Raw genomic sequence first — 15,891 nt, 5'->3', positions numbered from 1 at the left:
CTCCTACGGCCGGAGGGCTTCGGCCGGCTCATCGCTCACCTGTTGACGGACTGAATCTCCTGCACGATGACATCCTGCGACCGGCCGAAGGAGCCGTCGGGCAGCCGGCGGTCATTGGTGCCGTCGCTGCCGGACCAGGTGATCTGCCAGGTGATCGTGGCCTTGAGCTGGTACGAGCCGTTGCCTGACGACCGGAGATACTTCACCCCACAGGGTGGCGTCTTGTGGGCGTCGCCCGCGGTGTACTTCTCCCCGACGCTGTCGTCGTTGTTGAGTGCGCACACCCCCGAGGCCGGATAGGTGACCGCGTCGGAGGTGCCCGGCTCGATCTTGAGAGAGACGGGTCTGGCGGTGGTCGTGGCCCACATGCCCAGGGCGTCGATGCGCGCGGTGACCGAGACCGGCTTGAACGTCGTCTTGTCCAGCCACGCCCACGTGGGAAGGTTGACCTTCGTCTTGTCCGCCGGGGCCAGGCTCACGTCCTTGGAGGGCACCCGGATCTCGTTGTAGGCAAGTTCGGCGAGGATCTGTGGCGTGACGGCGTTCTCGATGTTGGCCGGCGGCGCGTCGCCCGTGGCCACCCAGAAGTAGGGCTCATCGCACTTGTTCCAGCCGGGCGGGAAGGACTCATTGACGTACGAGTCCCACCAGTAGCCCTTACCGGTCTCGTCCTTGTTGAAGTCCTTGTAGGGGTGACCGTTGACGTACCGGTCGCGCTGGGTCTGGTCCCACGCGTCACCGGTCGAACCGGCCGCCCAGATCGGCTCCAGGTACGCCTGCAACTCGGCGGGCGTGTACTTCGGGGCATACCAGCACGCCGGCGGGGTCCAGGACGTGGTGGAGGTGACGGGACCAACGGAATCGCCCGAGCCGTTCTTGGAACGGTCGTAGACGATCAGGCCGACGGTCGAGGAGAGAGTGCCGTCGTCAGAGGCGTTGCCGTGTTCATTCGACGCCCCGCCGTTGTTTCCGTGGCCGCCGATATCCGCAAAGGCCAGCTGGGACAGGAAGACCGGAGCCCCGGCCAGCCCCAGGACCGTTACGATCCTCGCCAACTTCCTTATGGCTGGCACGCCTTGTCCCCCCTGTTTGAAACGATGTCAGTGGTCTGCCAGACACCGTCTGCATTCTTGGTGAGCACGGTGTGGTAGAGCACATAAGAGTTCGAAGTCGCCGAGTTCCGGTCGACCTTCTTGGTCTTCTTGTTCTTGACGAAGGCCTTGCTCTCATCGGAGCAATAGGTGACATAGGCCTGTTTCGCTCCGGAAAGGGTCACCTTGCGGTCGAAGAACCGAATCTCCCCGATCCATGTGTCGCTGTCATCGATGAAGCCCTGCACATAGGTGATCGACGACTCCAGAGCCTTTCCGCTGTGATAAAAACCCAGCGCCTTGGTGCCCGTGCTCCCCTTGAAAATCGCCTCATCCACGGAATTGACACCGAGAGCGCTGTCAGCCAGGACCGCGTCCTTGGTGGCATCTCCCGTCTTCGCGTCCTCGAAAACGTTCTTGGCGTCGGAAGGGAAGGTGATCTTAGGACGCCCCGCGGTGTCAGCCGACGTAGCCGAAGCACTCGGCGAAGCCGAAGCCGAAGCCCCCGTGTCCGCACCCGCGATCTTGTCGTTCGACTTGGAGCTGCCTCCGTCACCTCCACCACACCCGGCAAGCAGCAGTGCGGCCGCCACACCGGCGGTGGCTGTCGTGAGCAGGCGGGAACGGCGGGTCACGGTGGGCTCCTGGTGGGGCGGTTGGGGTCTGCGAAGCAGCGAATACGGTATCGGGGTCCATCCGGAATGCACCAGAGCGATTTGCTGCGCCCCAGCCGCACGAAACATGCATGGCGTACTATAGTCGGGCAACTCGCCACCCCTACCTCGGCTTTGGTGCCGTCCCGTGACATCGCCGCGACCCTCACTTGGCCTCCGCAAAGGGCTGTTGGCAGGGTCAGACCGCCCAGAGGCGGAATGATCCACGTGCTCGGCCGAGGCACCTGCCCAAGCCCGAACGAAATCTGCCTCGATGTACCAACACACACTCTGAAGACACCGATGGCTCCCGCCGACCGGTCACGGACCGGCCTTCACTTCGAACTCGCGGGACCTGTAGCTTCACGTGTGCACAGGTTTGTTGACGGGGCGTACGCGACGGGGGTTGCGGGACATGGCGGGGTACCGACCGGCGGACTGGCATCCACTCGACCTCGACAGGGACCCGACCCCTGGCGACCCGCAGCGCGTCCGCACCCTGGCCACGCAGCTGCACGACTTCGCCGACGACGTCTCCGACGCCCTGCGTCTGGTCAAGGGCATGGCCGGTGAGGACACGCTCCTGCAGTGGGCGGGCAAGTCGGCGGAGGTGTTCAAGGAGCAGTTCAAGGACGTTCCGAAGAACCTGAAGAAGCTGAAGAAGTCGTACGAGATGTGCGGCGACGCCCTCGCCGACTACTGGCCGAAGCTGGAGCGGGCGCAGGCGCTGGCCGACAAGGCCCTGGCCAAGGCGAAGGAGGCGCAGGCTGATCTCTCCTCCGCCAAGTCCCGGCTCTCCTCGGCCGATTCGTGGGTGACGCGGGCGACGAAGGAAGCGGACAAGTACAAGGACGATCCCACCGGCAGCAAGTCCAGCGCCGACAAGCCGGACGAGGGCAAGGTGCGGGCCGCCACCCGGGACGTGCAGAGCGCCAAGTCCGCGCACAGCAAGGCGCAGTCGGACGTCACCAGCGCGCAGAGCGCCCTCGATGCGGCGAAGAAGATGGCCGAGGACGCCCGCAAGATGCGGGACGACGCGGCGGGTGAGGCGAAGCGGAAGATCGACGAGGCCTCCGACGCGGGGATTCCGAACCGGCACTGGTGGCAGGACGTCGGTCACTGGTTCGAGGACAACTGGGACACCATCGTCACCGTCTGCAAGGTCGTCGTCGCGGTCGTCGGGATCATCGCGATGATCATCGGCGGGCCGATCCTCGGCGCGATCGTGCTGGTGGCGGCCCTCGTGGTGCTCGCGGACACGCTCTACAAGTACTCCAAGGGGCAGGCGTCGCTGTGGGATGTGGCGTTCGCGGCCCTGGACTGCATACCCGGCGGCAAGGGCATCACCAGCCTCGGCAAACTCGCCAAGGGCCTCAAGGAGATGAAGAACCTCCGCGGCGGCATGAAGGCCATGAGCCTGGCCATGCGGGGGCTGGGGAAGAATGCACGGGGCATGCTGGCCGAGGGCGCCGAAGGGGCCTTCAACCGGCTCAAGAGCGTCGTGCGTTCCAAAGGCAGCGACCCCGTCGACATGGCCACCGGCGCGATGTACCTCGCGCAGACCGACATCGAGCTGCCCGGCCTGCTCCCCCTGGCCTTCGCCCGCCGGGTCGCCTCCGACTACCGCTGCGGCTGGTGGTTCGGCCCGAGTTGGGCCTCGACGCTCGACGAGCGCCTGGAAGTGGACGATCAGGGCGTCGTCCATGTCACCGAGGACGGCCTGCTGCTCGCCTACCCGCACCCCACCGCACCTCACTCCCCGGTTATGCCGGAGGCCGGCCCCCGCCGGCCCCTCACCCGCCATGACGACGGCGGCTACCGCATCACCGACCCCCTCACCGGCCACACCCGCCACTTCGCCCGCCCCGCCGCCGACGGCACCGCCCTGCTCACCCGCATCACCGACCGCAACCTGCACACCATCGACTTCGATCACGACGAGCACGGCACCCCCCTGGCCATCCGCCACTCCGGCGGCTACCACCTCAAACTGACCGTGGACGAAGGCCGGATCACCGCCCTTGCCCTGGCCAGCGCCGCCGTCGACGGCGCCGACGTCGTCGTCAAGCGATACGCCTACACCGACGGCAACCTCACCGAGACCATCAACTCCTCCGGCCTGCCACTGCGCTTCACCTACGACGACCGACTGCGCGTTGCCTCCTGGGAAGACACCAACCACAGCCGATACCACTACACCTACGACGAGCGCGACCGCTGCCTCAGCGAGGGCGGCGAGGCCGGCCACATCTCGATCCGCCTCTCCTACGACGGCGTCGACCCCGCCTGGCCCGACTGCCGAGTCACCACCGTCACCACGGCGGCGGGCGCCTTCTCCCGTTTCGTCGTCGACGACCGCTGCCTGGTCGTCGCCGAGACGGATCCGCTGGGCGGCACGGTCACCACCGCCTATGACGCCCACCAGCACGTCATCGAGACGACGGATCCGCTCGGGCACCGCACGTTCTTCGCGAACAACCAGGCGGGGCAGCCGATCGAGGTGACCCGGCCGGACGGTTCGGTCGTCCGGATCGCCTACGACGAGTTGCACCGCCCCACGACACTGGCCATGCCCGACGGCTCCACCTGGCTGTACAGCAACGACGAGCGAGGTAACGTCACCGCCGTCACCGATCCCACGGGCTCGACCACGCGTTTCCGCCGCGCCCGGGACGGCGGCCTGGTCGAGGCCCTGGACGCGGCCGGCCGGATCTCCACGTACACGAACAACGCGGCCGGCCTCCCGCTGACGGTGACGGACGGTCTCGGCAACACGACCCGGTACGCATACGACGCCTTCGGGCTGACCGTGGCGGTGACGGACCCGCTCGGCCACGAGACCCGCCTGGCACGGAATGTCGAGGGCCTGCCCGTCCGCCGTACCGGCCCCGACGGCTCCCACGAGAGCTGGGAGTACGACGGCGAGGGCAACTGTGTCCGCCATGTCGACGCCGCCGGCCAGGCGAGCACCTTCGAGTACACGCACTTCGACCGACTCAGCGCCCGTACCGGCCCGGGAGGTGAACGTCTTGTCTTCGCGCACGACGCCGACCTCCGTCTCACGCAGGTGACCAACCCGCAGGGGCTGGTCTGGCACTACACCTACGACGCCGCCGGGCGGCTCCTCACCGAGTCCGATTTCGACGGCCGCACCACGCGCTACACCTATGACGCGGCCGGCCGCATGACCAGCAGGACCAACGCGTTGGGTCAGAGCATCCGTTACCGGCGGGACGCGCTCGGGCAGATCACGTCGAAGGACGTGGACGGCGCGACCACCGTCTTCGCGTACACGGCGAACGGCTCACTGACCGAGGCCATCGGGCCGGACAGCACACTGCGCGTAGAACTCGACGCGGCCGGCCGCCGGGTCCGGGAGACCGTGGACGGCCGGACCATCGGCTTCGGCTACGACGCCGCGGGCAACCGCACCCTGCGCACCACTCCATCGGGTGCGCACAGCGACTGGGCGTATGACGTCGCCGGGCGCACCGTGCGGCTGGCGGCCCACGGGCACACCGTCGACTTCGTACGCGACGCGGCGGACCGCGAGACCGACCGGCACTTCGACGGCGCGCTCATCCTCACCCGTGCCTACGACAGTCTCGACCGCCTGGTGCATCAGCACGGCACCGCCGCTGGAGACCGGCGGGTCACGGAGCGGTCCTACGCCTACCGCGCGGACGGTTACCTCACGGGCGTCCACGATGCCCGCACCGGCGGTCGGCGCTTCGACCTCGACGCCCAGGGACGCGTCACGGCGGTCCACGCGACAGGCTGGAGCGAACGCTACGGCTACGACTCGGCCGGCAACCAGACGGAGGCCGAGTGGCCCGCGAGCCACCCGGGCCATGAGGCCACCGGGTCGCGGGAGTACGCGGGAACCCGGCTGACCCGGGCCGGCGGTGTCCACTACGAGTACGACGCCCAGGGACGGGTGGTCGTGCGCCGTAAGACCCGGCTCTCCCGCAAGCCCGACGTCTGGCGGTACGAGTGGAGTGCCGAGGACCTGCTCACCGCCGTCACCACACCCGACGGCAGCCGTTGGCACTACACCTACGACCCCCTGGGCAGAAGAACCGCGAAACTCCGCCTGGATGCCGACGGGGAGACCGTCCTGGAGCGGACCGTCTTCACCTGGGACGGCAACACGCTCTGCGAACAGACCACCGAGCAGCGCCACACGGACGTACACACCACCCTGACCTGGAACCACGACGGGCTCACCCCGCTCAGCCAGAGCGAACGAGTCTGGGCGGCCACCGCGCCCCAGGACACCATCGACGAGCGTTTCTTCGCCATCGTCACCGATGTCGTCGGCACCCCGACCGAGCTGATCTCACCGGACGGGGAGATCCACTGGCACACCCGGAGCACTCTGTGGGGAACCACCGCCTGGAACCAGGACGCAACCGCGTACACCCCGCTGCGCTTCCCCGGCCAGTACCACGACCCGGAGACCGGTCTCCACTACAACCACCACCGGCACTACGACCCCGAGACCGCCCGTTACACCAGCCCCGACCCGCTCGGTCTTCTCCCCGCGCCGAACCCCGTCGCCTACGTCCACAACCCGCACACCTGGTCCGACCCGCTGGGCCTCGCACCCCTGTGCCATCTGCACGGCGGCGACACCGGCAGTCCTGGTGGCCTCGGCATCCTTCCCGGTCCCGCGCCGCAGAAGGCGGCGGACATGCTGGACAAGGTCAACGCCCGCCCCGGAGGAATCGGAAAGGTCGACGGCTACCATGGCAACGCGAACTGGGGTAACAACCTGTCCGCTCTGCCGGGCGGCAAATACAAGGAATGGGACGTCAACGCGAAGGTCGACCTCCCCCAGTGCAGCGCCCCAGGGTGCGGCAAGGAGATCAGAGGCCCCGAACGCCTGCTGACCCCGAAGGACGGCCCCGGACCCGCTTATTACACGCCGGACCACTACGGCACTTTCTACTACGTCGGCGAATTCACAGGGTGATCCAGGAATGACCACTTTCGACCTCGCGCACACCTCGGAACCCTGGGTCGTCCTTGTCCCTGAAGGTACGACGGAGGTCCGGCGGCAGCTGTCAGAACTGACGGCGAGCGGCGGCATCGTCCACCGCTTCGACGCCGGCGATCTGATGACCGCGCAGGGCGTCTTCCGCACCTTCGCGGAAGTCCTGCGCTTCCCGGGCTACTTCGGACGGAACTGGGACGCACTGGTCGACTGTCTGGACGACTTGTGCGGGGAGGTCACCGGTGGAGTGGGGATCGTGGGGGTCATCCGCAACGCCGACGTCCTGCTGGAGGCGGAACACCTCCCGTTGTTCGTCTCGGTTCTCTGCCAGGGCGCCGACCGCGCCAACTCGGCTGTGGACCTCGACGGTGACTCCCTGGACCGCCCCGCCATCGCCGAACATTTCGTCCTTGAATTCGGCGAGTTCGACCGGGCACGGATCTCAGCCCGTATCGAGCAACCCGACCTGACCGTCACCGTCGAGGACGGATTCGTCGGAGTCGCCCTCAACCCCGACGAGTGGCACTGACACCCCTCCGCCGGCCTTCCGTCGTGCCCTGTTCGGCCACAACCGCGGAAGGTGGAACGACACACATGTCTGCTGAATCGGCTGGGCCGGTGGCCGACCGCGCTCTCCTGGAGCGCGTGGACTCCCTCGTCACCGGCGGATACGTGGGCGCCGAGCGGGCCGAGGAGTCCGCCGTCGCGGTGCCTGCGGCGCGGCAGCGTGTCCTCGACTGGCTGCGGATCACGTCCGCCGAGGGGGACTGGCGGCGCTTCGAACGGCTCGCGGTGCTGGCGCTGCACGTCCACCCCGAAGGGCTCGGGCCGATCCTGGCGACGGTGCTGGCCACGCGGCCCGCGGGCGTGAACACCGAGGATCTGGTCGACCTGCTCGGAGAGCTGCGGGCCCCGGAGGGAGTCGAGCCGGTCGCCACGCTGGTGCGGGAACGGAAGTCGACGGACGGCCCTTACTTCGCCTTCTGCGTCAAGGCCCTACAGGCGCTGGGTGAGATCGGCACCCCCGAAGCCGTCCGCTTCCTGCGCGGCATCGCCACCGGAGATCCCGCAGCCTGGCCCGACCCCCTGCGCTGGCACGCCGCGGAGGAACTGGGTATCGAGGACGAGCTGGGCTTCGACGAGGACCGGATGCTGGGCGGATCGTGAGCGAAGAGCATCCGCCGGCTGGGGAGGGCGGCGAACCGGAACCCGGTCTCGACGAGATCGAGGAGATGTGCGCCATGGCCACGCCCGGGCCCTGGTTCGTCAGGGACCTGGACGACAGCTATGCCATGAACCTGCGCGCCGTCAGCACGGTGGCGGACACCGGACGCCATGAGCGGTGGCCCGACTTCGACCACGGGGAGCTGATCGCGGCGACCCTGGTGCAGGAACCACGCTACGTGGACTGCGCAGACGAACGCTGGGACGAGAACGCGGCCTTCATCGCTATGGCGCGGGAGGCCGTGCCTCGGCTCGTGAAAGAGGTGAAGCGTCTACGGCAACTCCTCGCGGCTGCCGTACCCGGAGACGGACGTGCGACGGAGACCAGCACCTTCGCGTACCGCTTCCGCAGCCCGCTCGGCGGGCTCGCCGCCGATCTGACGGCGGGGTGCATGTCCCCAGGCACGGAGGACGGCTTCTTCCTGCAGATCGGCCGGCAGGTGCGCCTGATCCCGCCCGCGGGAGCGCACTGGCGGGACGTCCACTGGCTGGCCCACGGCCTGGCCGCACACGCGGCCGCCCTGCTGTCGCTGCGCCCCGGGGGCCTGACCGTCAGGGTCACGTCGTTCACGTACCCGCTCGCCCGCTACCGGCCGGAAGTCGCGGCCCTGGCCATGGACGGCTGGCTCAGGCAGCAGTTCGGTCTGCCGGACCGCGGACTGCGGGTGGCCTTCGACGCCGGTGAGGGGGGCTACACATTCCAGTGGGGACACGACACCGCCCCCTTCTCGGACGGCCTCACCACGCCCTGACCTCACAGAGGGGGAAGGCCGGCTCGACCGAGCCATCCCCGACGGTACGGTCATCGACCGCTAGGGCGCCCGGCGGCGCGACACCCCCCGTCGCCTCCCCGGTCCGTTCGGCCACACCCGCGCCCTCCTCCCCGCCGCCACGTCCTCCACCCACCCGAACGCCACCACCGCCACCGCGATCAGCGGCCAGACCACCACGAACATCCAGAAGCCGTAGGTGGAGTCGAGGAGCCCCGCCGCCCGGTCCGACTCCAGGAACGGCAGGTTGTACGCCTGGTCGATGATCGGGACCGTTGCCATGATCAGCATGTTGTGCCAGAGGTAGATGGTCACCGCGCGGTTGTTGGAGAGGGTGATCAGTTTGTCCCAGCGGCGCAGGCCGCTCGGCAACTCCCGCCAGGACGGGGAGTACTGGAGCAACAGCACGACCGCCCCGAACGACCAGCACGCCTGCGCCAACGGGATGTCGTTCAGGTCCCAGCCGTCGGGGCCCTGGTGGCCCGACGCCCACCACGGGCCCAGCGCCATCACCAGGCAGGAGAGGGAGACCGCCGCGTAGCGGGGGACCCGCGCCAGTACGCCCTCGTGGTGGGCGAAGCCCAGGATCCAGCAGCCGCCGTACACCGCGAAGTCCGTGACCGCGTTGCCCGTTTCGCCGGGGATCCTCACCAATCCCGTGGCCAGCAAAGCCGTCAGCGCCGGCGGGGCCAGGACCGTCGGCAGCGGGGCCTTGCGGAACGCCCGGAGGAGGAACGGCGACAGCAGGACGAACCACAGGTACGCGCGGAGGTACCAGAGCGGGCCCGCCGCCTGTTCCGCCCAGGTGTCGTCCAGCAGGCCCGACGCCGAACCGAGGTGTTCGGGGTACGGCGGGGCGCCGATCGGTACGAAGTAGTCGATCAGCTTCGCCCAGCCGGACCAGCCACCGCCTACGTCAGGGTCCTTCAACGGGTGCCAGCCCGCCGTCAGCATCATCGTCAGCAGGACCGCGCTGAACAGCCAGAGGGGAGGCAGGAGACGGCGGAGCCGGGCGCGGATCACGCTCGGTGCCGGGCGGTTCAGGCTGCGGGCCATCAGGGAGCCCGCCAGCGCGAACATCACGCCCATGGAGGGGAAGAGGACGGTGAGCCACGGCCAGCCGAAGAGGTGGTAGACCACCACGCGGAGCAGGGCCAGGGAGCGGAGGAGGTCGAGGTAGCGGTCCCGGCCGCCGCCGGTGCCGGGCTTGCCCGTGGCGACCGGGGTCGCCTCTGCCTGCGTCATGCCGCCGGCCTCTCCCCTGCCGTGCCGGGTGCCCCCACCACTCCCGTCCGCCGCAGCTTCTGCCAGCGCAGGCGGCCGCCGGTCAGCGCCGTGATCCAGGACTGGAGGAGTACGACGTACATGAGCTGGCGGTAGAGGATCTGCTGGAGCGGCAGCGAGACGAGGTGCGTCATGCGTTCGCGGTCGAGGCGGAAGGCGTAGGCGGCGCAGGCCGCCTGGACCGCCAGGACCCCCAGCCAGGCACCGATCGTCTTCTGCGTCGGGCCGAAGACGATGCCGTAGAGGAGGAACGCGTCGATCAGGGGAGCCAGGAGCGGGGCCACGACCATGAACAAGGACACCAGGGGGAGGCCCACGCGGCCGAAGCGGCCGGACGGGCCGCGGTCCAGCAGCGCCCCCCGGTGTTTCCAGATCGCCTGCATCGTGCCGTACGACCAGCGGTAGCGCTGGGACCAGAGCTGGGAGACCGACTCCGGGGCCTCCGTCCAGGCCCGGGCCCGTTCCGCGTAGACCACCCGCCAGCCGTCGCGGTGGATCGCCATCGTGATGTCGGTGTCCTCGGCGAGGGTGTCGTCGCTCATGCCGCCGACCTGTTCGAGGGCGGTACGGCGGAAGGCGCCGACCGCGCCGGGGATGGTCGGCATGCAGCGCAGCACGTCGTACATCCGGCGGTCCAGGTTGAAGCCCATCACGTACTCGATGTGCTGCCAGGCGCCGATCAGCGAGTCCCGGTTGCCGACCTTGGCGTTGCCGGCGACCGCGCCGACGGCCGGGTCGCCGAAGGGCTGGACCAGCTCCCGTACCGTGGCCGGTTCGAAGACCGTGTCGCCGTCCATCATCACGATGATGTCGTGACGGGCGTTGCGCAGTCCTCGGTTGAGGGCGGCGGGCTTGCCCGCGTTCTGCTGGCGGATCACCCGGACGCCCGGCAGGTCCAGGTTCTCGACGATCCGTGCCGTGCCGTCCGTCGAACCGTCGTCGACGACGAGGATCTCGACGGGATGTTCGCTCGCGGTCAGTGAACGGACCGTGTTCTCTATGCACTTGGCCTCGTTGTAGGCGGGGACGAGCACCGACACCGGTTCGGTCACCGGGCGGCGGCCCCAGCGGAAGCCCTTGCGGCGGACCCTGCGGGTGTGCAGGAACGACAGCCAGAGCATCAGGGCGAACCGGGCCAGCACCGACGCGCCGATCACCGCCAGGCCGGCCACCAGCACGTCCGTGATGCCGTCCGCCGCCTGGACCAGGAGGATCCAGGCCCTGCCCTGCCAGAGGTCGGGGCCGGTGACCGGGGTGTGGGCGCTCGGTGCGTTGAGGGCCTCGGTGAGGTTGTCGAAGGTGTAGCCCTGCTTCTGCAGAAGGGGCAGGAACCTGTCCAGGGCCTGGACGGTCTGGTGGCGGTCGCCGCCCGAGTCGTGCATCAGGACGATCGCGCCCTTGCCGGCGTCCGGGGTGGCGTTGCGGATGATCCGGTCGACGCCCGGCTTGCGCCAGTCCTCGCTGTCGGTGTCGTTGACGACGGTGATGTAGCCGCGGCTGCCGATGTACTCGGTCACCGGCCAGGAGAGGTTGTCCATCGCGTCGGCGAAGGAGGAGTACGGCGGGCGGAAGAGGGAGGTACGGATGCCGGCCGCGCCGGTGATCGCCAGCTGGGTCTGGGACAGCTCCCAGTCGATGCGCTTCTTCGACTGGTACGACAGGTCGGGGTGGCTGAAGGTGTGCACGCCCACCTCGTGGCCCTCGGCCACCATGCGCCGGACCAGCTGCGGATAGCGGGAGGTCATGGTGCCGGTGACGAAGAAGACGGCGTGCGCGTGGTGCTTCTTCAGGACGTCCAGGACCTTCGGGGTCCAGGTCGGGTCGGGACCGTCGTCGAAGGTGAGGACCAGGTGGCGGTCGGGGATGCGCAGTGACGTCGTACGGCTGCCCCGGGTGTCGATGACCGGGCCGCCGTCCAGGATCTTCTCCGGGACCCGGTCGGAGGCGGCCTCGGGGCGGATGCGGTGGTCGGCGAGGATCTCGCTGTGGACGTAGCCGCGCAGCATCAGCATCGCCATCAGGGCGGCGAGGACGAGCACGGGCAGCGTCAGGCGCATGGGCAGACGGCGGCGCCGGGAAGCGTCGGCGGCGGTCCCGCGGCGCCGGGTGCGGGAGGCCATCAGAGGACGGGGGCGGGAGAAGCGGCGACGCCGATGCGCGGGGCCGCGCCCTCCGCGACCGGGCCGCCGGTCGGGGCGGCCGACTCGCTGGGCGAGGCCGGGGGCGGCGACGAGGCGGGAGAGGCCGGCGCGTCCGAGGAGGGCGTCACCGCGGACGGCGAGGCGGACGCGGACGACGACCCCGGCTTCGGCGAGGAGCCCGTCACCCCTGCGGACGACGTCGGCCGCGCGGACGCCGACGCGCTCGGCCGGGCGGTCCCCTTTCCGGGACCGGGCGCCCGGGAGGAGGCCCCTGCCGACGGGGGCGTGCCGCCGGTCACGCCGGGGCCGGCCACCGAGGCGCCGTTGTCCGAGGACCGCGGCGAGTGCGCGGGGCTCGGCGAGTCGTCGACCTTGCCGGCCGGCCTGTCGGCGTTCTGGCCGGGCACCGGCAGCCAGGGCGCGTCGGAGCTCCCGGACAGCAGGGTGACGACGATGACGACCGCGTAGACCGCGCAGACGAGGCCGACGGCCATCCCGATCCGGCGGAACCGGCGGCTACGGCGCCCCGACGCGTCGACGAAGACAGGGGCGGGGGCGGCGGCGGAGGCGGGAGCGGGGGCGCCGAGGGCGTCGGCAGCGCCGGAAGCCTCGGCGGCACCGGACCGTATCGGCCATGTCCGTCCTGGCGGCGGTATCGGCCCTGTCGGCCCTGTCGGCCGTATGCGCACGGCACCGACGTCGTTCTGGACGGTCACCTCGTCGGGGTCGTGGACGAGGTCCGCGGCCGTGTCGCGTACGAACAGCGGGGCCGGGTTGCGTACGAACACCGGGATCGGCGGCTCGACGACGCTCCACGGATCCCGTAACGACCCGGTCGGCAACACCTCGGTCCCCCCGGTCGCCCCGGCGGCTCCGGCAGCCCCGGCGACTCCGGCAGCGCCGCCGGCCCCCGCCGCTCCGCCGCCGTCGGCGTCCGCCGCGGCCGGTTCCGCCCCGTCGTCCCCCGTCACCGGTACATCCCGGGCTTCCAGGGCCGCCTGCGGCAATTCGGGTTGGGTTTCTTCTCGCCAATTTTTCACGCGCGTACATCCCCCCACGGGATTGTTCCGGGCGCACTGACGAACCCGAGCACACGTCACCGGAACGGGTCCCCACCCGCTCCGAACGCCCCCTTCCAGCTCTCCGCGCTCGGGCCCATGAAGCTAGCGCACAGGGAAGACCCGTGTTCCCGATGTGTCATTTGTGGTCGTCCATCACCGCTTGATCACTGGCCGGAATCCATCCGTCGGCCGGCCACTGAAGCCACCCCTCCGCCCGCCCGATCTCGACGGCCGCCCGCCGCAGCGCGTCGACTCCCGGATGGACCAGCCCCTTTCGCCACACGAGCGACACGGGCGACAACGGGACCGGATCGACCAGGGGCCGCAACACGCTTCCAGGTATGGCCGGAAATCCCACTACCGCGAGGATGGGATACCGATCCTTGGCCATGACTCGCTGGAACTCCTCCTCCCCGACGGCCAGCGGCAGGGGCGGCGCGACCGTGATGCCTCGCCCCTCGAAGAGCTGAAAGGCCAGGTCAGTCCATTCCAGGGTGCGTTCGTTCCCGGCACCGGCGTACACCGTCTCGCCCGCCAGCGCGGCCAGCGGCACCGCGTCCAGGGCCGCGAGCCGATGGCCGGAGGGGAGAATTACGGCCATGGGTTCGAACCGTACGGGCTGTTGTTCGAGGCCGGAGCGCAGCGCCGGATCCAGTCCCGCGAACCGCCCGAAGGACGCGTCGAGCCGCCCCGCGAGGAGTTCGGCCGCCGCTCCGGTGAGCCCGCTCTCGTAACGGGCCATCAGCTCGCAGTCGGGGGCGAGTTCGCGGGCGCGGTACAGGACGCGGCGGGCGGTCTCCAGGCCCGGGGAGTTGAGGTCCACCAGCAGCGGCCGGGCCTGCCCGAACGCGGCGAGCAGGGCGTCCTGGGCCGCCAGCACCCGGCGGGCGTACGGCAGCAGCCGGGCGCCGTCGGAGGTGAGGCTGACCTGCCGGGTGCTGCGGAGGAACAGCTCGGCGCCCAACTCCCGCTCCAGCCGCCGTACATCACGGCTGAGTGCCTGCTGGGCGACGTACAGCCGGGCGGCGGCTCGGGTGAAGTGCAGTTCCTCGGCGACGACGACGAAGACACGCAGGAGCCGGGGGTCGATGTGGGCGGGAGAGGCGGCCATCGGGCGAATTTACCCGTACCGCACCGGACACCCGGCCGATGCCCCGGCGGGCAGTCACCGACGCGCCGGCAGGGACATCTCCGGTGCCCCATCAGGCACTGTTTCCGGCGACACGGCAGGAAACGGCAACTAGAGCAATCCTCAAGCAAGTTGACAACAACGAGACAGCGCGACGCGGCCTGGCCCCGGGTCCGTCGCCAGTACGATCGGCGCCCTGGCGCCGCCGGACGCGTTCGCCACCGCTCTCCTGGAAGGACGCGACAACAGTGCAGTCTCCACTGCCCCGGCGGCCGAAGGGGCCGTCGGCCATCGCCGCGGCGTCCGCCTCCCGCACCACGCCCGGCCCCGGCCCCGGCCCCGAGGACGACTCCGCCTCCCGGCAGCAGACCGGCCCCACCGAACCGCCCATGTCCGCGGCGGCGGCCGCGTTCGCGGCGGAGAGCACGGCCACCCCTCAGGACACGGCCGTCCCTCAGGACATGGCCGCCCCTCAGGACGCGGCCGTCGCTGCCGGCCCGGCGCGCGTCGGCGGCGAGCGTACGGAGAACGGGAGCGGGCGGAGCCGGAGGGCCACCGGCACGCCGCCGGGCCGTACGGGCGACCGCGCGGCCGAAGCCGCCGCCGGACCGGGGACCGAAACCGCTCCGCGCCCTCCGGCCGGTGGCGCCACCCGGCGCCGGTTGCCCCGGGCAGTGCTCCTGACCGGGGTGTCCGTGGTCGTGGCCGCGCTGATCTGCGGCGCCTTCCTCATCAGCCGCGCCGGTGACGACGACACGCGGTCGCCGGACTCGGCGTCCGGCGCCATGCCGGGCACTGCGGGGGACGGCGGCTCGTACGACGGCACGCCGAGCCTGCTCGGCCCGCCCCCACCGTCCATGTCGAGGTCCGCCTCGCCGTCCACGGCACCGTCACCGTCGGCGGACGCCACCCACGCGTCGTCGGGGTCGCCGGCCACGAAAGCCGCCAAGGGCGGCTCCGCCGCCCAGCCGACGTCCGCGCCGTCCGTCGCTGCCGCCGCGGCGGCGGACGGCGGCCGGACCCAGGTGAAGTCGGGCGGCAGCGACGACGGCTCTTCCTCCTGCACCTCCGCCGCGGGCTCGGGCGCCCTCACCGACTACTCCGTCTGCGTGTCGTCCGGGACGGTCACCTTCCAGGTCACCTTCCACACCTCGCAGTCCTACTACCACGTCTTCTTCGACACCGACGGCAACACCGCGACCGGTTACCAGCTCCCCTATCCGTCGCCCTCGGCCCTCGGCGCCGACTACATGATCGAGAACGGCGGCCTCTACCGGAGCCGGTCGACCGACTGGAGCTGGACCCAGACGGCGACCCGCCCGAAGCGGACGGTCGACGGCCCGACCCGGACCTGGACGCTGCCGCTGAGCAGGATCGGCTCGCCGACCGGCACCCAGCGGGTCGAATTCAACGCCGGATCCGACTACACCCCGGTGATCGCCTTCAGCCCGAAGTAGCCCGACTCACCACCAGTCCGACTCACAACAACAGTGCGTGAATCGGCGCCGAGCAGGTGTTGGACCTCTTGATCGGCCCGGGGCG

At 70.2% G+C, this 15,891-nt stretch carries 11 protein-coding genes; 5 read left to right on the top strand and 6 right to left on the bottom strand.

The genetic code is table 11. The features are described from left to right. Window positions 1-35: 35 nt before the first annotated feature. Together SSP29_RS44090 and SSP29_RS44085 are read right to left on the bottom strand one after the other, a co-directional pair. Window positions 36-1,073 carry a hypothetical protein gene (locus SSP29_RS44090; RefSeq protein ID WP_438363844.1) on the bottom strand — a complete coding sequence of 346 codons (1,038 nt, stop codon included), beginning with the start codon at window positions 1,071-1,073 and terminating at the stop codon, window positions 36-38. After that, a complete protein-coding gene (locus tag SSP29_RS44085) occupies window positions 1,061-1,726 on the bottom strand; it encodes a hypothetical protein (protein WP_150136108.1) in 666 nt (221 codons plus the stop codon). Before SSP29_RS44085 ends, SSP29_RS44090 begins: the two co-directional genes overlap by 13 nt. Window positions 1,727-2,159: 433 nt before the next feature. Here SSP29_RS44085 and SSP29_RS61045 point away from each other — a divergent pair, with 433 nt between their 5' ends. The 4 genes from SSP29_RS61045 (at window position 2,160) to SSP29_RS60585 (ending at window position 8,716) form a co-directional block, all read left to right on the top strand. After that, the gene (locus SSP29_RS61045) at window positions 2,160-6,719 is read left to right on the top strand and encodes an RHS repeat-associated core domain-containing protein (protein WP_089106609.1); all 4,560 of its coding nucleotides are present in this window, start codon (window positions 2,160-2,162) and stop codon (window positions 6,717-6,719) included. 7 nt (window positions 6,720-6,726) lie between these two features. Then, window positions 6,727-7,269: a barstar family protein gene (locus tag SSP29_RS44075; protein WP_089106608.1), complete on the top strand. Its 543-nt coding sequence runs from the start codon at window positions 6,727-6,729 to the stop codon at window positions 7,267-7,269. A 65-nt stretch (window positions 7,270-7,334) separates the two neighbouring features. Further along, window positions 7,335-7,907 carry a HEAT repeat domain-containing protein gene (locus SSP29_RS44070; protein WP_145969027.1) on the top strand — a complete coding sequence of 191 codons (573 nt, stop codon included), beginning with the start codon at window positions 7,335-7,337 and terminating at the stop codon, window positions 7,905-7,907. Continuing rightward, the gene (locus tag SSP29_RS60585; RefSeq protein ID WP_150136107.1) at window positions 7,904-8,716 is read left to right on the top strand and encodes a hypothetical protein; all 813 of its coding nucleotides are present in this window, start codon (window positions 7,904-7,906) and stop codon (window positions 8,714-8,716) included. Before SSP29_RS44070 ends, SSP29_RS60585 begins: the two co-directional genes overlap by 4 nt. A 60-nt stretch (window positions 8,717-8,776) precedes the next feature. On the opposite strand, the gene SSP29_RS44060 is transcribed toward SSP29_RS60585, so the two are convergent. The 4 genes from SSP29_RS44060 to SSP29_RS44045 form a co-directional block, all read right to left on the bottom strand. Beyond that, window positions 8,777-9,979: an acyltransferase family protein gene (locus tag SSP29_RS44060; protein WP_089106606.1), complete on the bottom strand. Its 1,203-nt coding sequence runs from the start codon at window positions 9,977-9,979 to the stop codon at window positions 8,777-8,779. Further along, the gene (locus SSP29_RS44055) at window positions 9,976-12,138 is read right to left on the bottom strand and encodes a bifunctional polysaccharide deacetylase/glycosyltransferase family 2 protein (protein ID WP_089106605.1); all 2,163 of its coding nucleotides are present in this window, start codon (window positions 12,136-12,138) and stop codon (window positions 9,976-9,978) included. The genes SSP29_RS44060 and SSP29_RS44055 overlap by 4 nt, the downstream gene beginning before the upstream one ends. Further along, window positions 12,138-13,130 (bottom strand): hypothetical protein, encoded by a 993-nt coding sequence (locus SSP29_RS52675; protein WP_089106604.1) that lies wholly within the window; start codon window positions 13,128-13,130, stop codon window positions 12,138-12,140. The genes SSP29_RS44055 and SSP29_RS52675 overlap by 1 nt, the downstream gene beginning before the upstream one ends. Window positions 13,131-13,356: 226 nt before the next feature. Further along, window positions 13,357-14,331, bottom strand: coding sequence for a LysR family transcriptional regulator (locus SSP29_RS44045; protein WP_089106603.1), 975 nt, complete (start codon window positions 14,329-14,331; stop codon window positions 13,357-13,359). Between the two features lie 266 nt (window positions 14,332-14,597). On the opposite strand from SSP29_RS44045, the gene SSP29_RS44040 reads away from it, so the two are divergent. After that, a complete protein-coding gene (locus SSP29_RS44040; protein ID WP_089106602.1) occupies window positions 14,598-15,806 on the top strand; it encodes a hypothetical protein in 1,209 nt (402 codons plus the stop codon). Window positions 15,807-15,891 lie beyond the last annotated feature (85 nt).

The organism is Streptomyces hyaluromycini, assembly GCF_002217755.1.
Lineage (GTDB): Bacteria > Actinomycetota > Actinomycetes > Streptomycetales > Streptomycetaceae > Streptomyces > Streptomyces hyaluromycini.
The sequence above is the reverse complement of the archived record's forward strand: the minus strand, read 5'-3'. Positions and strand labels throughout refer to the sequence as shown.